We start from the raw sequence: 19,300 nt of genomic DNA, 5'->3' as shown, positions 1-19,300 counted from the left end.
GCGCTCTCGCCCCGGGCCGCTTCCACCTCGCGCGGCGGTCGCCACCCACCACCGGCTGAGGGAGGTGCGCCCCATGGCGCAAAAGCATGAGAAGGGTTCCACCGGCGGCACGCCCGTGCTGACCGAGCCCGAGCGGGTCCGCAACGTGGTGCTCGTCGGGCACTCCGGAGCGGGCAAGACGACACTGGTCGAGGCGCTGCTCGCGGCCACCGGCACGATCGGCCGGGCCGGCAGCGTCGTCGACGGCACCACTGTCGGCGACCACGATCCCGCGGCCGTCCGCCAGCAGCGCTCGGTCAGCCTGTCCTGCGCGCCGCTGCTGCACAACCGCATCAAGGTCAACCTGCTGGACACCCCCGGGTACGCGGACTTCGTCGGCGAGCTGCGCGCCGGGCTGCGGGCCGCCGACGCAGCGCTCTTCGTCGTCTCGGCGGCCGGCGGCATGGACGCGGCCACCGTCGCGCTGTGGGAGGAGTGCGCGGCCGTCGACATGCCCCGCGCGGTCGCGGTGGCCCGACTGGACCAGCCCCGCGCCGACGTCGACGAGACGGTGGCGCTCTGCCAGCGCCTCTTCGGCGACAACGTGATGCCGCTCTACCTGCCGATGCTCGGCGACGACGGCGTGTCCACCGAGGGTCTGCTCGGCCTGATCACCCGCCGGGTCTTCGACTATTCCGCCGGGCTTCCCGCCGACGTCCGCGATCCCGACCCGGAGCACCAGCGGGCCATCGACGAGTCCCGCGACGAGCTGATCGAGGGGATCATCGCCGAAAGCGAGGACGAGACCCTCATGGACCGTTACCTCGACGGCGAGGAGATCAGCACCGAGGTGCTCATCGACGACCTGGAGAAGGCCGTCGCCCGGGGCCACTTCTACCCGGTGGTGCCGGTCTGCGCCGCGACCGGTGTCGGGCTGGACGTGCTGTTGGAGGTGCTGACCGCCGCGTTCCCGTCGCCGCTGGAGCACGAGTTGCCGGCGGTGACCGGCGTGGACGGCTCGCCGCGTCCGCCGCTGACCTGCGACCCGGCCGGGCCGCTCGTCGCGGAGGTCGTCAAGACCACCATCGACCGCCACGTCGGCCGGGTGTCGCTGGTCCGGGTGTTCTCCGGCACGCTGCGCCCCGACCAGACCATGCACGTCTCGGGCCACGGCATGGCCGAACGCGGGCACCCCGACCACGACGCCGACGAGCGGGTCGGGCACATCTTCACCCCGCTGGGCGCCACCCTGCGGGAGGTGCCGCTCTGCGTGGCCGGCGACATCTGCGCGATCACCAAGTCGGGCAGCGCCGAGACCGGCGACACCATCTCCGCCCGGGACGAACCGCTGCTGATCGCACCCTGGGAGATGCCGGAACCGCTGCTGCCGGTGGCGGTCGTCGCCCACAGCCGCGCCGACGAGGACGCCCTGGCCCGCAACCTCGCCCGCCTGGTCGCCGGCGATCCCACGCTGCGGCTGGAGCGCAACCCGGAGACCCACCAGTTGGTGCTCTGGTGCATGGGTGAGGCACACGCTGACGTGGTGCTCGACCGGCTGCGCGCCGGCGGCGTCGAACTGGACACCGAGCCGGTCAAGGTGTCACTGCGCGAGACGATGACCGCGCCCGCCAGGGGGCACGGCCGGCACGTCAAGCAGTCCGGTGGCCACGGCCAGTACGCGGTCTGCGACATCGAGGTCGAGCCCCTGCCCCCGGGCAGCGGTTTCGAGTTCGTCGACCGGGTCGTCGGCGGCGCGGTGCCGCACAACTACATCCCCTCGGTCGAGAAGGGTGTCCGCGCCCAGCTCGAACGTGGCCTGGTCGCCGGTCACCCGGTGGTGGACCTGCGGGTGACCCTGGTGGACGGCAAGGCGCACAGCGTCGACTCCTCCGACGCGGCCTTCCAGACCGCCGGTGCGCTGGCGTTGCGCGACGCCGCCGACCGTGGCCAGCCGGCGTTGCTGGAGCCGATCGACGAGGTCACCATCCGGGTGCCCGACGGCTCGGTGGGCCCCGTGATGGGTGACCTGTCCAGCCGGCGTGGCCGGGTGCTCGGCACCGAACCGGACCCGGACACCGAGGGCCGCACCCTCGTCCGCGCCGAGGTGCCGGCCACCGAGTTGCTGCGCTACGCCGTCGAGCTGCGCTCGATGACGGCTGGCACCGGCACCTTCCGCCGTCACTTCGTCCGGCACGACCCCATGCCCGCGCACCTGGCCGACCAGATCCGCAAGGAACACACCCCCTGACCATCGCCCCACCGAGCCCGCGAACCGCGAACCGCGAACCGCGAACCGCGAGGCACAACTCGTGCTCGACAGCGGCGGTTCGGCGGGTTGGCATGGCATGTCGCGCGCCCTGTAGAGCTGCCCCAGATGCGGGGCAGCTCTACAGGGTGCCGCACTCACAGGTGGGGTCGGCACCCAAGTCCAGGACGGAACGGCGGCACGGACCGGACAGGTATCCGGACGGATGCGCCGGACGGGTGCGGATGCCCCGCTCAGGGGTGGATGGTGGGGTGCGTGGGAGGGGGCCAGTGGGGGCGGTCGGCGTCGCGGAGGGCTGCGGTCCGCAGAGCGGCCAACTGGCGTTCCACCTCGACGAACTGGTCCGCCGGCAACGGGCCCCGGTGCAGGGCAGCGGCGTTCTCCTCGACCTGGGCGACCGTACGGCAGCCGGGGATCGGGATGGTGCGACCGCTGCGGGCCCAGATCCAGCCCAGCGCGCCCTGGGCGAGGGTGCGCCCGTCCGCGGTGAGCGCCGCACGGACCGCGCCGACCCGGCGCAGCCACTCGGGCGCGGGCCGACCACCACGGAACCACTCCAACCAGCCGGGGGCCAACCCGCGTACGTCGTCGCGGGGCAGGGTCGACCCGGACGAGTACTTGCCGGTGAGCAGACCCATCCCCAGCGGGCCCCGGTTGACGCTGGCCAGGTCGTACTTCTCGCAGACGGCGAGCAGTTCGGGAGCGTCCCGCAGCACCGACAGGGTGTGCTGCACGGCGGTGGCACCGGCGGCGGCCTGCCCGAAGGCGGTGGCCCGGTCGGGACGGTCGGTGCTCCACCCGTACGCCCGGATCAGGCCCTCGGTGACCAGGTCCTCGCAGGTGCCGATGAGCGCCTGCGCCCGCGGCACCGGCAGGTCGGCCAGGTGCAGCTGGTAGAGGTCGATCCGGTCAGTGCCCAACCGGCGCAGCGAGTCTGTGACGGCCCGGCGCAGGTACGCGGGCGACGCGTCCTCCCCGGTGGCCTGTCGGCTCGCCTCGTCGAAGGTGTAACCCCACTTGGTGGCGATCACGGCCTCGTCCCGGCGGCCGGCGAGCGCGCGGCCGAGCACCCGCTCGCTGTGCCCGGCGCCGTACGTGTCGGCGGTGTCGAAGAGGGTGATGCCCTCGTCGAGCGCCCGGCGTACCGCCCGCACGGACTCGTCGTCGTCGACCGCGCCCCAGCCCAGCGGTTGGGCCCCCTCCGCCCAGGGGCCGCCGATCGCCCAGCACCCCATGCCGAGGGCGCTGACCTCGATGCCGCTGCGTCCCAACGTCCGTGTCGTGACTGCCATCGGCCGATCGTGCCACCTTCGCCGGGTTGGGGCGTAGCAGATCCCGAGGCGGAATTGAGGATGCGCACCCACCGGTGGGGTGCGGCATGATCGACGCCATGCGACACGGCTGGTTGTGGACATCGGCGGTGTGATCATCGAGCCGTACGCCGCGCTGCTGCCGCGCGTACACCGGGTGGAGAGCTGGCTGGAGCTGACCCCGCTGCTGCGCGCCGGCTAGCCGGACCGGCGCGGCCCTCGCGCTCCGCCGGCGGTCAGGACGGCCAGGCGCGGGCCAGCAGGTCGCGGGTGTCACCGAGCAGTTGCGGCAGGACCTTGGTGCGGCCGATCACCGGCATGAAGTTCGCGTCACCGCCCCAGCGCGGCACCACGTGCTGGTGCAGGTGCGCGGCGATGCCGGCGCCGGCCACCCCGCCCTGGTTCATGCCCAGGTTGAAGCCGTGCGCGTTGCTCACCTTGCGGATCACCCGCATCGCGGTCTGGGTGTACGACGCCAGCTCGGTGGTCTCCGGCACGTCCAGGTCGGTGTAGTCGGCGACGTGCCGGTAGGGGCAGACGAGCAGGTGGCCTGGGTTGTACGGATAGAGGTTGAGCACCACGAAGACGTGCTCGCCGCGGGCCACCACCAGGCTCTCCTCCGGCGGCAGCTTGGGGGCCCGGCAGAACGGGCAGCCGGTCGGCTTCTCGTAGCCCTCGGCCGGGCGGTCCTCGCCGGAGATGTAGGTCATCCGGTGCGGCGTCCAGAGCCGCTCCAGACCGTCCGCCATGCCGTCGATGTCCGTGTGCCGTTCCGCCCCTGTCACGAGCCGATCCTACGGAGCCACCCAGGCGGGCCGCGACACCCGCTGTCGGGAAAACTCTTTGCTGCAAGTTCTTGACGGATCAATGCCTAAACCTGAAACTTTCTGCATCCAAGAACTTCCATGCATTGATGGAGGGCTCCATGATCCGACGGCTCGGCCGGCTCCTCGCCGCACTCGCCCTGACTGCCGCCACCACAGTGGCCGGCGTCACCCTCACCGCCGGCGCCGCACAGGCGGACGGTTGTTACACCTGGGGTCGCGCCCTGTCCCAGGGGATGTCCGGCGAAGACGTCCGGCAACTCCAGATCCGGGTCGCCGGCTACCCCGGCTATGGCGCCGTGCTCACCATCGATGGCGCGTTCGGCCCGGCCACCCGGTCCGCGGTCATCCGCTTCCAGCAGGCGTACGGGATGTCGGCGGACGGCGTCGCCGGCGCGCAGACGTTCAACCGCCTCTACGCCCTCCAGGACGACGACTGCACACCGGTCAACTTCAGCTACGCCGAGCTGAACAACTGCAACAGCACCTGGGCCGGCGGCGCGGTCTCGGCGAGCACCGCGCGGTTCAACGCGCTCGTGTCGATGTGGAAGCTCCAGGCCATGCGGCACGCCCTCGGGGACGTGAACATCGCGATCAGCAGCAGCTTCCGCAGCTACACCTGCAACAGCGCGGTTGGCGGCGCGTCGAACAGTCGACACCTCTACGGTGACGGGGTCGACCTGGTCGGGTCCCCGTCCTTCTGCCGGCTGGCCCAGCAGGCCCGCTACCACGGCTTCGGGCAGATCCTCGGCCCCGGCTACCCGGACCACAACGACCACACCCACGTGGCGGCGGTCGGCGGCTGGTCAGCACCGAACTGCGGCATCTGACCGCAGGCGCCGACTCCTGGCGCCGACCTCCGGGCGATGATCGCGCCCAAAAATGGAAGTAGTGGCCTCCCCACGCCGGGGAGGCCACTACTTCCTGGATCGAGCGCGATCTTGCGGCGGGCGGGCGGGCCGCGCGGCGGGCGCGCGGGTGGGCGGGCCGCGCGGCGGGCGCGCGGGCGGGCGGGCCGCGCGGCGGGCGTGCGGGCGGCGCTACTCCGCGGCGGCCGAAGGGCCGATGTTGGTACGCGAGCTGACCACGTCCAGCACGTGGGTCACCGCCTCGGCAACCGGCACCCCGTTGCGCTGCGAGCCGTCGCGGTAACGGAAGGAGACCGTGCCGGCGGCCACGTCGTCGTCACCGGCGATCACCATGAACGGGATCTTCTGCTGCTGCGCCGTACGGATCTTCTTCTGCATCCGGTCGTCACCCGCGTCCACCTGGGCCCGGATCCCCTCGGCGCGCAGCGCCGCGACGAAACCGTGCAGGTAGTCGGTGTGGTCCTCCCGGATCGGGATGCCCACCACCTGCACCGGCGCCAGCCAGGCCGGGAACGCGCCCGCGTAGTGCTCGGTGAGCACCCCGAAGAACCGCTCGATCGACCCGAACAACGCCCGGTGGATCATGACGGGCCGTTGGCGCGTGCCGTCGGCGGCCTGGTATTCCAACCCGAACCGCTCCGGCTGGTTGAAGTCGACCTGGATGGTGGACATCTGCCACGTCCGGCCGATCGCGTCCCGCGCCTGCACGGAGATCTTCGGCCCGTAGAACGCCGCGCCGCCCGGGTCGGGCACCAGGTCCAGACCCGAGGTCGCGGCGGCGGTCCGCAGCGCCTCGGTCGCCTCGGCCCAGTCCTCCTCGGCCCCGATGAACTTGGGCGAGTCGTCCCGCGTCGACAGCTCCAGGTAGAAGTCGTCCAGGCCGTAGTCGCGCAGCAGGTCCAGCACGAAGCTGAGCAGCGCGGACAGCTCCCCGGCCATCTGCTCACGGGTGCAGTAGATGTGCGAGTCGTCCTGGGTCAGGCCACGGACCCGGGTCAGGCCGTGCACGACGCCGGACTTCTCGTACCGGTAGACAGTGCCGAACTCGAACATCCGCAGCGGCAGCTCCCGGTACGACCGCCCGCGCGACCTGAAGATCAGGTTGTGCATCGGGCAGTTCATCGCCTTGAGGTAGTAGTCCGCGCCCTCCAGCTGCATGGGCGGGAACATGGTGTCCGCGTAGTACGGCAGGTGACCGGAGGTCTGGAACAGCTGCGCCTTGGAGATGTGCGGGGTGTTGACGAACTCGTACCCCGCCTGCTCGTGCCGCTGGCGGGAGTAGTGCTCCATCTCGCGGCGGATGATGCCGCCCTTGGGGTGGAAGACCGCCAGGCCGGAGCCGATCTCGTCGGGGAAGCTGAACAGGTCGAGGTCCGCGCCGAGCTTGCGGTGGTCGCGCCGGGCGGCCTCCTCCAACAGCTTCAGGTACGCCTTGAGCTCGTCGCGGGTCGGCCACGCCGTGCCGTACACCCGCTGCAACTGCGGGTTCTTCTCCGACCCACGCCAGTACGCGGCGGCCGAGCGCATCAGCTTGAACGCGCCGATCATGCGGGTGGTCGGCAGGTGCGGGCCCCGGCACAGGTCCGACCAGCAGACCTTGTCCTCCTTGGCGTCGAGGTTGTCGTAGATGGTCAGCTCGCCGCCGCCCACCTCCATCACCTCGTCGGTGTCCAGGCCCTCGCCCTTGACCTCGATCAACTCCAGCTTGAACGGCTCGTCGGCCAGCTCGGAGCGTGCCTCGTCCAGGCTGTCGAAGCGGCGGCGACGGAACCGCTGCCCGGACTTGATGATCTCCTGCATGCGCTTCTCGAGCTTGCTGAGGTCATCGGGCTGGAACGGCTTGTCGACGTCGAAGTCGTAGTAGAAGCCGTTCTCGATGGGCGGGCCGATGCCCAGCTTGGCCTCGGGGAAGATGTCCTGCACTGCCTGGGCGAGCACGTGTGCGGTGGAGTGGCGCAGCACGTTCAGCCCGTCGGGCGAGTCCAGACTGACCGGCTCGACGACGGTCTCCTCGGCCGGCGACCAGTCCAGGTCACGCAGCTGGCCCTGCGGGTCGCGGACCACGACGATCGCCTTGGGGCCGTTCGCGGGCAGTCCGGCCGCGGCCACCGCGTCGGCCGCCGTCGTCCCGGCGGCGACGACGACAGGGTCGGCCACGGCGGGGGTACGGGGTGCGGACACGGTGACTCCTCCAAGTGGTACGAAACGGTGCCGATCCTCGGCTCCTGCCGATGCTATCGGTCGCCCCACCCTCGACCGGGAAGGGCACCTTCCTCACGTCCGCGTTGAACCTTTCGCGCCTCGCAGCCGAACTACAGAGTGTGGCCGGAACCGGTGCCGGTCGCGCGGACACGGATGGGGGCACGAGATGGCGAGCACGTACGGCGGCGAGCGCCGACGGCGGATCACGGCGGTGACCGCGCTGACCGCCGCCGGGCTGCTGCTCTGGCCCGGCACGGCGCACGCGGTGGACGTGACGACCACCCCCACGGAGGCCCGGCAGGGCGACGCCGTACGCCTGGAGTTCAGCGTGCCGGAGGAGCGGGCCGGCACGAAGACCAACCAGATCGAGGTCCGGTTGCCGGCCGACGCGCCGATCGCCGAGGTCTACCCGATGTCGGTGAACGGCTGGGCGCCCCGGATCAGCTCCCGCACCCTGGACAAGCCGGTGGCCGGCATCCACTCGTCCGGCGTGAGCACGGTGACCACAGCGGTGACCTGGGTCCGGGTGGGCGAGAGCGATCCCGGCCCGGCCCGGCTGGCGCTGTCCATGGGGCCGATGCCGCAGGCGGAGCGGCTCACCTTCGAGGTGGTCCAGACGTACGCCGATGGCACGGTGGTCCGGTGGGCGGACGCCGCCGGCCCGCACCGGGCCCCGGCGCTCACCCTGCTGCCGGCGGCGCCCGGCGCGGCGGGCCAGGCCGCACACGGCGGGCACGGCGGTCCGGCGGCCGGTGCGCCAGCCGCTGCGGACAGCGGTGCCGACGCCCCGGCCACTGGGGCGGGCAGCGCGGGCGAGGAGTCCGGCGGCGCCGACGGGATGTTGGCCGCCGGCCTGCTGGCCGGCCTGGGCGGCGGCGCGGCGATCGGTTGGCTGGTCAGCCGGTGGCGCCGACGCGACCCGGGCGAGGCCACCGCACTGGCCGAGGTGACCGGCGGAGCGGACGAGGACCAGACCCCGACGCTCGCCGAGGTCACCGGCCGCACGGAAAATGACCAGACCCCGGCGGTTTCCACGTCATCTCGGTGATCCACTCGGCTTCCCTGAAACCGCGGCATCAACGTCGCACGGACACCCCGATTTACAGAAACCCGAGTCGATCATGACAAGGGCGGCCAGGCCGGCCGCCCGGACAGGCCGGGTGGTCAGGGCAGCCAGGTGGGTAGCGGCTCGCGGGCGGCCAGCCACGGCTCAGGCACGCCCCCGGGGGTGCCGACACCGGTGTACGCCGCCACCACCGCCCCGGCGATGGCGGACGTGGTGTCCACGTCCCCACCCGCCCGCACGCATGTCCGGATCGCCGTCGGATAGTCGTCGAGGTGGGTGGCGGCCACCCAGAGCGTGAACCCGACGGTGTCCTGCGCGGTCACCCGGGAGCCGTTGCCGAGCGCCGCCACCACCCGGGGCAGTGGCCGGCCGAGCAGCCCGGCCGCCCGGTTCACGCTCCGGTGCACCTCGGTGCCCGGATCGAGCGCGGCGGCGATCCCGGCGAGCAGCCGCTCCGGGGATGGCCGGTGCCCGTCGAGGCGGGCTCGGGCGGCCAACGAGGCGGCGACAGCGACCGCGACAGCCCCGGCGATGCCCTCGGGGTGCGCGTGCGTCACCTCGGCCGAGGAGCGGGCCTGGGCTGCGGCACGAGCGGTCGAGTCGGCGAAGTACGCGCCCAGCGGACCGACCCGCATGGCCGCGCCGTTGCCGCAGGAACCCTGACCGTCGAACGCGGAAGCGGCGGCCAGCGGCCACGGGGTGCCGGTGCGGATCAGCCGGAGGATCAGCGTCGCGCCGGCGCCGTAGCCCCGGCGCGGCTCGCAGCGCTCGGCGAAGGCCAGGGCCAGCCTGTCCCGGTCGATGCTGCCGGAGTCGGCGAGCTCGGCGAGGACCGAGCAGGCCATCTCGGTGTCGTCGGTCCACTCCCAGGGCGACGGCGGCAACGCCTGCGGGGTGAGATCCGCAGGTGCCGACCCCGGCAGGAAAAACTGAGCGCCGAGCGCGTCGCCGGTGGAGAGACCGGCGAGGCTGTCCCGGGCGAGCGCCAGGCGGGCATCGGCGAACAGGGTGAACGGCATCGTCGTACCAGCTTGCCCCCTCGCCAGGCACGTCGCAACGCGATCAACTTGCCAGGCCCAGTACGGTCTTGTCGTGGCCTCCGTGCTCCTGGTCGAAGACGATCACGTCGTACGCGGCGCGATGCTGCGGTCCCTCACCGACCGGGGGCATGCCGTGCACGCCGTGGGTACGGCGTTGGACGCGCTGCGCCGGGTCGCCGCGGAGACACCCGACCTGGTGGTGCTCGACCTGGGTCTGCCGGACCTGGACGGCTCGGACGCGCTGCGGATGCTGCGCGGCATCACCGACGTCCCGATCATCATCGCCACCGCCCGCGACGACGAGCAGTCGGTGGTCAAGCTGCTGCGTGCCGGCGCGGACGACTACATGGTCAAACCGTTCACCGGGGCGCACCTGGACGCGCGGATCACCACGGTGCTACGCCGGGCCGGGCGGGCCAGCCGGACGGTGCAACCCGCTGTGCACAGCGTCGGCGGGCTCAAGGTGGACGTGGGCGAACGCAGTGCCCAGCTCGACGGGGAGCCACTGGCGCTGACCCGCAAGGAATTTGACCTGCTGGCGTATCTCGCCGCGCGACCTGGGCGGGTAGTGTCCCGCCGGGAACTCTTGGAGGAGGTATGGCGGCAGCCATCGGTCGGCGAGGATCAGACCATCGACGTTCACCTGTACTGGCTCCGCAGAAAGATGGGCGAGTCCGCGGCGAAGCCGCGCTACCTGCGCACCGTGCGGGGGGTCGGGTTCCGGCTGGTGGCACCGGACTGAGGACGGCGCTGGCCCTGCTCACGGCCGGCATGTGCAGTCTCGTCGCGCTCGCGTTCCTGATCCCGCTCGGCCTCAGCCTGCGTGAGCAGAGCCGGGACGAGGCGATCGCCGACGCCGCCCGGCGCAGCGCGCTGGTGACCGGCGCGCTGGCGGTCAGCACCGACCCGACGGTCGTCGAGCGTGCCGTGGTGGCCAGCGCCGAGGGCGCCCAGACCCGGCCGGTGGTGCACGGGTTGGGTCTGGACGAATCCGCGGGCCGAGCCAGTGGCAGTGACCTGGACCGGGCCCGTGCCGACCGGCGGTCGCTGGTAGTGGACGTCGACGGCGGCGTGGTCCGGCTCGACCCGGTGGTCCTCGGTGACCGGACGGCCGTGGTCGAGGTGTTCCTCCCGGATTCGACGCTAGGCGAGGGTGCCGGCGGCACCTGGTTGCTGCTGTTCGCGGTCGGCGCGGCGATGGCCGGCGCGGCGGTGCTGGTTGTCGACCGGGTCGCCGCCCGCGCGGTGGACTCGACCCGAGGTCTGGTGAAGGCCGCACTGTCCATCGGCGACGGCGACCTGGGCGTACGGGTGGAGCCGACCGGTCCCCGCGAGCTGGCCGAGGCCGGGTACGCCTTCAACCGGATGGCGGACCGGCTCGACGCGGCCCGCACCGATGAGCGGGAGCTGGTGGCCGACCTGTCGCACCGTCTGCGTACCCCGTTGACGGTGCTGCGGTTGGACGCGGAGGCGTTGGAGTCCGACGACACCAGCGTGGGTTCGTTCAGCCCGGCGGAGCTGGACCGGCTCCGGGGCATCCGGCGGATCCGGCAGGCGATCGTCACCCTGGAGGGTGAGATCGACGTGCTGATCAAGACGACCCGCAAGTCGGTGGCGCACGAGGCCGGTCCGGCGATGTGCGACGTCAGCGAGGTGGTCCGGGACCGGATGGTGTTCTGGGCGGCCCTGGCCGGCGACCAGAACCGGCCGCACCGGGTGAACGGCGCGCAGTTGCGCATCCCGGCGCCGGTGCCGCGGGCCGAGCTGGCCGCCGCGCTGGACGCGGTCATCGGCAACGTCTTCCGTTACACGCCGCAGGGCACCGCGTTCGAGGTGGCCGTGTCCCGACGGGACGGTTACGTGGCGATCCGGATCGACGACGCTGGTCCCGGCATCACCAACCCGGACCGGGCGCTGCGCCGGGGCACCAGCGACCAGGGTTCGACGGGGCTGGGACTGGACATCGCCAAGCGGGTGGCGTTGCAGGCCAACGGGTCGGTGAGCATCGACCGCGCCCGGCTGGGCGGGGCCAGCGTAGTGATGCTGCTCGCCGACCCGGAGGCGACGCCCCGGCAGGTGAGCCGCTTCGGTCTGGTCGGCCGGATGGCCCGCGACGCCCGGGACACGAAGTCCAGCGGACGTCGCTGGCCCCGCCAGCGCCCCACCGACGAGTGACCGCAACGGCCCGGGTTGTGGGCCGGCGCAAGTCTTCCTTAGATCGCGGTTAACGATCGCGTGTGACCGGCTTCGGGCTGACAGGATCAGTGCACGAACCCACCAGTTTCACCGGTCGAGCGCACCACGCACCCCCGGCCGGTGAAGCCGCGCGCGCGGCGGGAGTCTCAGGTCCCCCCACACCCACGCTCCCGCCGCGCGCCCCGCTCCCCCGAACGGCCCAGCGGCTCAGCCGCGCTCCGGCCGCCCAGCTCAGCCGGCGGCGGCGAGGTACGCGTCGATCTCGGCGCTGATCCGCTGCTTGCCGGCGGGGTCGAGGAAGGACGCGGTCACCGCGTTGCGGGCCAGCCCGGCCAGACCCTCGCGACCGGCCCCGAGCAGACGGGCCGCCACCGCGTACTCGTCGTTGAGGGTCGTGCCGAACATCGGCGGGTCGTCGGAGTTGATGGTGACCAGCAGCCCGGCCTCGACCAGCTGGGGCAGCGGGTGCTCGTCGAGGCTGGCCACCGCCCGGGTCCGTACGTTGGACGTCGGGCAGATCTCCATCCCGATCTGCCGCTCGGCCAGGTGTGTGAGCAGCTCCGGGTCCTGTGCGGCGGAGATGCCGTGCCCGATGCGCTCGGCGCCCAGCTCGTTCAGCGCGTCCCAGATCGTCTGCGGCCCGGTGGTCTCCCCGGCGTGCGGCACCGAGCGCAGGCCGGCCGCGCGGGCCTGGTCGAAGTAGGGCCGGAACTGCGGTCGGGGTACGCCGATCTCGGGGCCACCCAGACCGAAGCTGACCAGCCCGTCCGGGCGTTCCTCCAGGGCGATGCGCAGCGTCTCCGCGGCGGAGGGCAGACCCGCCTCGCCGGGGATGTCGAAGCACCAGCGCAGTTCGAGGCCGAAGTCGGCCAGGGCGCGCCGGCGGGCGTCCTCGATCGCCTCGCAGAACGCCGGCGCGGGGATGCCCCGGCTCACGTGCGAGTACGGGGTGATGGTCAGCTCCGCGTACCGGACCTGTTGGCGTGCCAGCTCCCGGGCCACCTCGTGGGTGAGGATCCAGACGTCCTCCGGGTCGCGGATCAGGTCCACCACGCTCAGGTAGACCTCGATGAAGTGCGCGAAGTCGCGGAACTCGAAGTAGGCGGCGAGCGCCTCCGGGTCGGCCGGCACGGGGGTGCGTCCCTCGTGGCGGGCTGCCAGCTCGGCGACGATCCGGGGCGAGGCGGAACCGACGTGGTGCACGTGCAGCTCCACCTTGGGCAGGCCGGCGATGAAGGTGGGCAGGTCGGTCACGGGTTCTCCTGGGCATGGTCGCCGGTGCGGGCGACGACGAAGACGCGGCGGAACGGGAAGTACACCTGACCCTGCCGCACCGGGTACGCCGCGGTGAGCCGTACCCCCAGCTCGGCCCGGAAGGCCGACCAGCCGGCGGCGTCCAGCGCGGCCCGGACCGGGCGCAGCGCGGTGCCTTCCATCCAGGTCAGCACCGGGTGCGCGGCGGCGGGCCGAGCCGGCAGCAGGTGCACGTAGGTAGTCTCCCAGGCGTCCACGGCGCAGCCGGCGGCGGTCAGCAGCGCCGCGTAGTCGGCCGGGTCGTCGACCGGGTCCGCGCGCAGCAGCGGAGCGATCTCGGCCCGCCAGGCCAGCTGGTCGGCGACCTCGCGCAGAGCGCGGTGCGACGGGGCGGCGAAGTTGCCGGGGACCTGCATGGCCAGCCACGCCCCGGCGGGCAGCTCGCTGGCCCAGCGGCGCAGCAGCTCCTGGTGACCCTGCACCCACTGGAGCGCGGCGTTGCTGACGACCACGTCCTCGTCGCCGGTCGGATGCCAGTCGCGCAGGTCGGCGACCGCGAAGTCGACGGGAGTGCCGAGGGCGGCGGCCCGGTCGATCATCTCGGGTGAGGAGTCCAGGCCGAGCACCCGGCTGGTCGGCCAGCGCTGGGCGAGGGTGGCGGTGAGCTGGCCAGGGCCGCAGCCGAGGTCGACCACGGCCCGGGGCCGCTCGGCGGGGATCCGCGCGACGAGGTCGTGGAACGGCCGGGACCGCTCGTCGCCGAAGCGCAGATAGGTTGTCGGGTCCCACATCGCAGCCTCCCAAACCGTACGTCCGTCTTGTTTCAAGATACGGCTCGCGTGGCAGGCCGGCAACCCGATCACTAGGCTCGGGGCATGGAACAGCGCAGCTTCAACCGGCTTGGCCGGACCGTCGGCGCGGTCGGCCTGGGCGCCTGGCAGCTCGGCGCCGACTGGGGCACCGTCAGCGAGGGCGACGCGATGGCGGTGCTCGCCGCCGCCGTGGACTCCGGAGTCACCTTCCTCGACACCGCCGACGTGTACGGCGACGGTCGCAGCGAGCAGCTGATCGGCCGCTTCCTGCGCTCCCGACCCGACGCCGGGCTCACCGTCGCCACCAAGATGGGCCGCCGCGTCGAGCAGCGGCCGGAGGCGTACACCCTGGCCAACTTCCGGCAGTGGACCGACCGCTCCCGAGCCAACCTGGGCATGGACACGCTGGACCTCGTCCAGCTGCACTGCCCGCCCACCGCCGTGTTCTCCTCCGACGAGGTCTTCGACGGCCTCGACACCCTCGTCGCCGAGAAGGCCATCGCCGGGTACGGGGTCAGCGTCGAGACCTGCGACCAGGCCCTCACCGCGATCGCCCGGCCGGGCGTGGCGAGCGTCCAGATCATCATCAACGCGGTCCGCCACAAGCCGCTGGAGCGCGTCCTGCCGGCAGCCGCGGCGGCCGGCGTGGGCATCATCGCCCGGGTGCCACTGGCCAGCGGCCTGCTCTCCGGCCGGTACGACGAGCACACCGAGTTCGCCGCCGACGACCACCGCAACTTCAACCGCACCGGCGCGGCCTTCGACGTCGGCGAGACGTTCTCCGGCGTCGACTTCGCGCAGGGCCTCGCCGCCGTACGCCGGCTGGCGCCGCTGGTCGACGCGGACCGCACGATGGCGCAGTTCGCGTTGCGCTGGGTGCTCGACCAGGCGGGCGTCACCGTGGTCATCCCCGGTGCCCGCGACGCTGACCAGGCCCGGCGCAACGCCGCTGCGGCGGACCTGTCGTCGCTGAGCGACGACCAACTGGCAGCCGTACGCGAGACCTACGACGAGCTGATCCGCCCGCAGGTGCACGACCGGTGGTGACCCGCACGCCCGGGGTGCTCGCGTCGCGCCACCCGGCCGACCATGCTGGAGGGCGACGCACCGCCTCGGGTGTCGGAGAGGGGACGCGATGAGGGGCTGGCTCTCGCTCACCCTCGGCCTGCTGGCCGTCGTGATCGGTGCCGTGTGGACGGTGCAGGGCCTCGGCTATGTCAGCGGCAGCGTGATGACCGACGAGAAGATCTGGGCGGTGATAGGTCCGATCGTGGCACTGGTCGGGCTGGTGGTGCTCTGGCTCGGCCTACGCTCGCGCCGCCGACGCTGACCAACTGGCCCTGGTGGCCTGGCACGGAAAAGCCCCGCATCCCTGGAAGGGTGCGGGGCCTTTCAACGGCCCTGTGCCGGACCGTCCCACTGACCGGCGGGGGCCGGCCATCTCACTCAGATGGGACGGACCTGCTCAGCCTGCGGGCCCTTCTGACCCTGAGCGATCTCGAACTCCACCCGCTGGTTCTCCTCCAGCGAGCGGTAGCCGCTGGTCTGGATGGCCGAGAAGTGGACGAACACGTCAGCACCCCCACCATCGACGGTGATGAAGCCGAAGCCCTTGTCAGCGTTGAACCACTTCACGGTTCCCTGAGCCATGTGTATCTCCCTCTAAAAACTGGCGGCCGTGCACGCCGTCCGGCCGATTGGCCGTTTTCGAGCAGCGGTGCCTGAGGCGGCCCCACGAAGGAGACTTCTCTCAACCCACGCCATCTCGCAACAGCGGGGACCAGCAAATCACGGAGGTAAAAAGTCTGTCACGACCTCTCCGACGAATTTCTCCGACATGTGACCTGACGGATGCCTCGGTTCCGCTGGGCGGCGTCCGAAGCCATGCGAAAGCCCCCTTCCCATCGATGCGGGAAGGGGGCTGAAGTCGCTGTGTGGTCAGTCCGGCCAGCTGCCGGTCATCCGGCGGACGCCGACCGCGCCGCCCCGGTCCACAGCGGCCCGGACGACCGCGAAGATGGCCCCCTGCAACGCCGCCGCGGCCAGGATCTCGCCCCAGCCGCGATCCTCGTCGATGGCGTTGGGCGCCTCACCGTCGCCCGCGGTGACCTTCCAGACCTGCCGGAAGATCGCCCCGGCCACCGTGCCCGCGGCGATACCCAACAACACGCCGACCGGCCGGTACGCGACCCTGCCGATGTTTTTGCTCACCTACGCCTCCCCCGCACGATCATCAGCACCACCACGGTGGCCACCGCACCGGCGGCGATCGCCGCCCACGGCACCGGGTTGCGTCGCATCAACTCGCCCTTGTCGTGCGCCTGTGCGCGCACCAACTCGCCCTTCTCGTAGGCCTGTGCGCGGGCCATTTCGGCACCACGCACGGCCTGCCCGCGAACCCGGGCGACGGTCTGCGCCGCCTGCTCGCGCATCCGCTCCTTCGCCTGCTCGGCGGAAACCTTCAGGCGCGCCTTGACGTCGGCCTTGGCGGCCAGCGCCTCCATCGTCTCGCCCAACTCGACCCGGGTGCGGCGGATCTCCTCGCGGAGCGCCTCCGTGTCGCCGGTCCCGTTGCCGGTCATTGCCGCCCCCTGTCCTTCAGCGCGGCGGTGACGGTGTCCACGTCGGCCCGGAGGCTGCGGACCGTCGCCTCCGGCATCGGTGGGACCGCACGGCTGACCTGCTTCTTGCCCACCAGGGCAAGGATGCCGGCCACCAGGAAACAGGCGACCGCCACGATCAGCGCGGCGGCCCAGGCGGGCAACACCAGGTCGAGCAGCAGGATCGCCGTGACGACCAACGCGCCCAGGCCGTAGAACGCCAGTGCGCCGCCGCCGCCGAAGAGCCCGATGCCAATGCCCGCGTGCTTGCCCTTCTCGGTCAACTCCGCTCGGGCCAGCGCCAGTTCGTCCCGTACGAGACGGGAGACCTGCTCGGTGGCCCGCTGCACCAACTCGGCGGTGGAGGGCTCGCTCCCGTTCTGGGATGTGCGGGCGTTCGCCACGTCAGCCATGCTGTCCTCCTTTCCTCATCACCGCGCTGTATGCCCGGAGTCGCCGCCCGTCAATCCTAAAGCGCGCCGAGCAGCTCACCGTCCGCGTTGTCCGGACGCCGCGCCGAGGACCGGCGCACCGTCCCACCCTGATCACGCCAGAGACGTCCGGCAGCACATCCCCCACCCAAGCCCGACCAAACCTCTCGGAACGGACCACCAAACCCGGTCGCGCAGCGGTGATCATGAGGTTGACGTGGACAAACCGGGCACACCGTCCCGGCAAGTCCATGATCGCCACGGTCCTGCGGGCAGCACTCGGGCGGCGCGGCGCAACGGCCGGGCGCGGACGGGTCAGGGGCGGGTTTCTTCGGGGCCCACGAAGGCTTCACTGCGGGCGTCGCCGTCGTCGCTGCCACCGAAGACGCGAGCGTCGTCCGGTGCCTCGGTCTCCGACAGGCGGCGTGCCGGCCGCCTCGGCTGCACCCACTGCCAGGGCAGGTTGCTGCTGGAGTCGCCCAGCTCGGTGCGCATCCGGGGCATCGCGGTCGGGCGGTTGTCCCGGATCCAGGCCACCAGATGCTCACGGACCAGGCAGCGCAGGTCCCACAGGCTGCCCGCGTCGGCGGCGCTGACCAGCGCGCGCATTCGTACCATCCCGCCGGTGGCGTCGGTGACCTGAAGGACGCAGACCCGGCCGTCCCACAGCTCGGTGCCCTCGACCATGCGGCGAAGCTCCTCGCGCATCGTCTGCACCGGCACCGCCCAGTCCACGTCGAACTCGGCGGTGCCGAGCACCGCCGCCTCGGTCCGCGTCCAGTTCTGGAACGGCTTGCTGGTGAAGTACGAGGTGGGCAGGATCAACCGCCGGTCGTCCCAGATCTGCACGACCACGTAACTGAGGGTCAGCTCCTCGATCCGACCCCACTCCCCCTCGACGACAACCACGTCATCGAGCCGGACGGCGTCGCTGAACGCGAGCTGGAGGCCGGCGAACACGTTGCCGAGCAGGCTCTGGGCGGCGAGCGCGGCCACCACACCGACCACACCGGCCGAGGTCAGCACACCGGCGCCGATGCCCCGCACACTGGGGAACGTCATCAGCATCACGCCGATGGTCAGGATGACGATCACCGCGATGGTCAGCCGGCGCAGCATCACCACCTGGGTCCGAACCCGCCGGGCGTGCCGGTTGTCCGGCACGTCGACCCGGAACCGCGCCAGCGCGGTGTCCTCCACGACGACCAGCAGCGAGGCCACCAGCCAGGCCGCGGTGGCGATGACGGCGAGGATGAGCAGGTGCAGCAGCAGGCGACGCCAGCTCTCGCCGACCGCGTACCCGGTGCTGAAACGGACGGCGAACTGCACGGCGAGGACCGTCCCGGCGACCTGGAACGGGCGGTGCGCGTGGTCGGTCAGCTCGGTCATCAACAGCGAGCGACGGCCGAACCGCCGGGTCAGCCGGTGGACGACCTCGACCAGGAACAGGGCGACCGCCGCCGCGACGAGCGCGGCGACGGCCGTTTCGACATAGTTCTGCAAGGCTTCAGTGCTCCCCTTCGACCAGGCGTCGGGCACTCCGGGCAAAAGCCCAAGAGTGCCCGACGACCGTGGTATCGACCAGCTCAGACCTTGCGGTACCGGGACTGGAGGAAGCAGTAGACGCCGAAGGCGGCGATGCCCAGGGCGACCAGGGTCAGCAGGAAGGTGCCGTACGACTGCTCGCGCAGGGTGTGCAGCGCGGCGTCCAGACCACGGGCCTTCTCCGGGTCGTAGTTCACGGCCGCGACGATGACCAGCAGACCGGCGATGCCGTACGCGACGCCCTTGGCCACGTATCCGGCCATGCCGAGACGGCGGGCCAGTTGGCGGGTCTTCGGGCTCATCTCACCGGTCTTCAGGTGCTTCTCGAACTTCTTGAGGGCGCCGTAGATGACCAGGCCGACACCGATCGCGGCGAGCACCAGCCCGGCCAGGCCGACGAGCCAGCGACCACCGCTGGAGGTCATCAGCTTGCCGGTCAGCGCCTCCTGCTGGTCGGCGCTGTTCGACCCGGCGTCCTTGAAGACCTTGAACGCGGTCCAGGCGAAGTAGAGGTAGACGATGGTCCGGCCGGCCGAGGCGAGCCGTTCGATGACCTGCTCCTTGCCCCGCTCGGCGCGGTGCCCGACCGCCGCCTCCAGCGCCTGCCAGATCGCCATCGCGAGCAGGCCGACCGCGACGGCGATGACCAGGAACTTACCGAGGGGCTGTGCGGAGAGGGTACGCAGCGCGCCGGACTGGTCGCCGTCGTCGGACGACTTGTCGAAGGCGATCTGCAATGCCAGCCAGGCGAAGAGGAGGTGGACGATGCCGTAGCCGATGAAGCCGGCCCGGGCGAGGAGTTCCAGCCACCGGCTGTCCGCCGTACGGGAGGCGGTGGCTTCGGCGCTACGGGTAAGTGACATGGCGTCACAATCTCCGATTGCGAAGATTCTCAAACGTCGGCCA

Annotated in this window: 19 protein-coding genes; 7 read left to right on the top strand and 12 right to left on the bottom strand. The window is 71.8% G+C overall.

Annotation, left to right across the window (positions count from 1 at the left end; translation table 11 throughout):
• Positions 1 to 73 precede the first annotated feature (73 nt).
• Complete coding sequence (locus tag FBZ33_RS09640; protein ID WP_141908778.1) at positions 74 to 2,227, top strand: elongation factor G-like protein EF-G2; 2,154 nt, start codon at positions 74 to 76, stop codon at positions 2,225 to 2,227.
• A gap of 251 nt (positions 2,228 to 2,478) precedes the next feature.
• On the opposite strand, the gene FBZ33_RS09635 is transcribed toward FBZ33_RS09640, so the two are convergent.
• The gene (locus tag FBZ33_RS09635) at positions 2,479 to 3,537 is read right to left on the bottom strand and encodes an aldo/keto reductase (protein WP_141908777.1); all 1,059 of its coding nucleotides are present in this window, start codon (positions 3,535 to 3,537) and stop codon (positions 2,479 to 2,481) included.
• A gap of 254 nt (positions 3,538 to 3,791) precedes the next feature.
• Complete coding sequence (locus FBZ33_RS09630; RefSeq protein ID WP_172862178.1) at positions 3,792 to 4,304, bottom strand: HIT domain-containing protein; 513 nt, start codon at positions 4,302 to 4,304, stop codon at positions 3,792 to 3,794.
• Positions 4,305 to 4,480: 176 nt separating this feature from the next.
• On the opposite strand from FBZ33_RS09630, the gene FBZ33_RS09625 reads away from it, so the two are divergent.
• Positions 4,481 to 5,209, top strand: a complete 729-nt coding sequence (locus FBZ33_RS09625; protein WP_088947355.1) for a D-Ala-D-Ala carboxypeptidase family metallohydrolase — start codon at positions 4,481 to 4,483, stop codon at positions 5,207 to 5,209.
• A gap of 210 nt (positions 5,210 to 5,419) precedes the next feature.
• Here FBZ33_RS09625 and thrS read toward each other — a convergent pair whose 3' ends face one another.
• Entirely contained in the window at positions 5,420 to 7,429 is a 2,010-nt protein-coding gene (gene thrS, locus FBZ33_RS09620; RefSeq protein WP_088947354.1) for a threonine--tRNA ligase, read from the bottom strand.
• 187 nt (positions 7,430 to 7,616) lie between these two features.
• Here thrS and FBZ33_RS09615 point away from each other — a divergent pair, with 187 nt between their 5' ends.
• Positions 7,617 to 8,498 (top strand): DUF1775 domain-containing protein, encoded by an 882-nt coding sequence (locus FBZ33_RS09615; protein ID WP_141908776.1) that lies wholly within the window; start codon positions 7,617 to 7,619, stop codon positions 8,496 to 8,498.
• 116 nt (positions 8,499 to 8,614) lie between these two features.
• On the opposite strand, the gene FBZ33_RS09610 is transcribed toward FBZ33_RS09615, so the two are convergent.
• Positions 8,615 to 9,535, bottom strand: a complete 921-nt coding sequence (locus tag FBZ33_RS09610; RefSeq protein WP_141908775.1) for an ADP-ribosylglycohydrolase family protein — start codon at positions 9,533 to 9,535, stop codon at positions 8,615 to 8,617.
• A 73-nt stretch (positions 9,536 to 9,608) separates the two neighbouring features.
• Here FBZ33_RS09610 and FBZ33_RS09605 point away from each other — a divergent pair, with 73 nt between their 5' ends.
• Positions 9,609 to 10,298 (top strand): response regulator transcription factor, encoded by a 690-nt coding sequence (locus FBZ33_RS09605; protein ID WP_099852139.1) that lies wholly within the window; start codon positions 9,609 to 9,611, stop codon positions 10,296 to 10,298.
• 29 nt (positions 10,299 to 10,327) lie between these two features.
• The gene (locus FBZ33_RS09600; protein ID WP_172861995.1) at positions 10,328 to 11,731 is read left to right on the top strand and encodes a HAMP domain-containing sensor histidine kinase; all 1,404 of its coding nucleotides are present in this window, start codon (positions 10,328 to 10,330) and stop codon (positions 11,729 to 11,731) included.
• A gap of 252 nt (positions 11,732 to 11,983) precedes the next feature.
• Here FBZ33_RS09600 and FBZ33_RS09595 read toward each other — a convergent pair whose 3' ends face one another.
• Entirely contained in the window at positions 11,984 to 13,006 is a 1,023-nt protein-coding gene (locus tag FBZ33_RS09595; protein ID WP_141908774.1) for an adenosine deaminase, read from the bottom strand.
• On the bottom strand, positions 13,003 to 13,797 hold the full coding sequence (locus FBZ33_RS09590; RefSeq protein ID WP_141908773.1) for a trans-aconitate 2-methyltransferase: 795 nt from the start codon (positions 13,795 to 13,797) through the stop codon (positions 13,003 to 13,005). The genes FBZ33_RS09595 and FBZ33_RS09590 overlap by 4 nt, the downstream gene beginning before the upstream one ends.
• An 84-nt stretch (positions 13,798 to 13,881) precedes the next feature.
• Between FBZ33_RS09590 and FBZ33_RS09585 the strand changes: the two genes are divergently transcribed.
• Both FBZ33_RS09585 and FBZ33_RS09580 read left to right on the top strand, forming a co-directional pair.
• Positions 13,882 to 14,865, top strand: a complete 984-nt coding sequence (locus FBZ33_RS09585; RefSeq protein ID WP_141908772.1) for an aldo/keto reductase — start codon at positions 13,882 to 13,884, stop codon at positions 14,863 to 14,865.
• Between the two features lie 88 nt (positions 14,866 to 14,953).
• Positions 14,954 to 15,148 (top strand): hypothetical protein, encoded by a 195-nt coding sequence (locus tag FBZ33_RS09580; RefSeq protein WP_141908771.1) that lies wholly within the window; start codon positions 14,954 to 14,956, stop codon positions 15,146 to 15,148.
• Positions 15,149 to 15,264: 116 nt separating this feature from the next.
• On the opposite strand, the gene FBZ33_RS09575 is transcribed toward FBZ33_RS09580, so the two are convergent.
• From FBZ33_RS09575 to FBZ33_RS09550, 6 genes are all read right to left on the bottom strand, one after another.
• The gene (locus tag FBZ33_RS09575; protein ID WP_030338233.1) at positions 15,265 to 15,468 is read right to left on the bottom strand and encodes a cold-shock protein; all 204 of its coding nucleotides are present in this window, start codon (positions 15,466 to 15,468) and stop codon (positions 15,265 to 15,267) included.
• Between the two features lie 288 nt (positions 15,469 to 15,756).
• Positions 15,757 to 16,029 (bottom strand): DUF4235 domain-containing protein, encoded by a 273-nt coding sequence (locus FBZ33_RS09570; protein ID WP_141908770.1) that lies wholly within the window; start codon positions 16,027 to 16,029, stop codon positions 15,757 to 15,759.
• Complete coding sequence (locus FBZ33_RS09565) at positions 16,026 to 16,400, bottom strand: DUF3618 domain-containing protein (RefSeq protein WP_141908769.1); 375 nt, start codon at positions 16,398 to 16,400, stop codon at positions 16,026 to 16,028. The genes FBZ33_RS09570 and FBZ33_RS09565 overlap by 4 nt, the downstream gene beginning before the upstream one ends.
• The gene (locus FBZ33_RS09560; protein WP_141908768.1) at positions 16,397 to 16,831 is read right to left on the bottom strand and encodes a phage holin family protein; all 435 of its coding nucleotides are present in this window, start codon (positions 16,829 to 16,831) and stop codon (positions 16,397 to 16,399) included. Before FBZ33_RS09560 ends, FBZ33_RS09565 begins: the two co-directional genes overlap by 4 nt.
• 333 nt (positions 16,832 to 17,164) lie before the next feature.
• A complete protein-coding gene (locus tag FBZ33_RS09555; protein ID WP_141908767.1) occupies positions 17,165 to 18,352 on the bottom strand; it encodes a mechanosensitive ion channel family protein in 1,188 nt (395 codons plus the stop codon).
• An 83-nt stretch (positions 18,353 to 18,435) separates the two neighbouring features.
• Positions 18,436 to 19,257 carry a DUF1206 domain-containing protein gene (locus FBZ33_RS09550; protein ID WP_088947343.1) on the bottom strand — a complete coding sequence of 274 codons (822 nt, stop codon included), beginning with the start codon at positions 19,255 to 19,257 and terminating at the stop codon, positions 18,436 to 18,438.
• Positions 19,258 to 19,300 lie beyond the last annotated feature (43 nt).

Origin of the sequence: Micromonospora sp. A202 (genome assembly GCF_006715105.1) — a bacterium.
GTDB classification, from domain to species: domain Bacteria; phylum Actinomycetota; class Actinomycetes; order Mycobacteriales; family Micromonosporaceae; genus Micromonospora; species Micromonospora zamorensis.
This window is presented reverse-complemented; position numbering and strand designations above follow the sequence as displayed.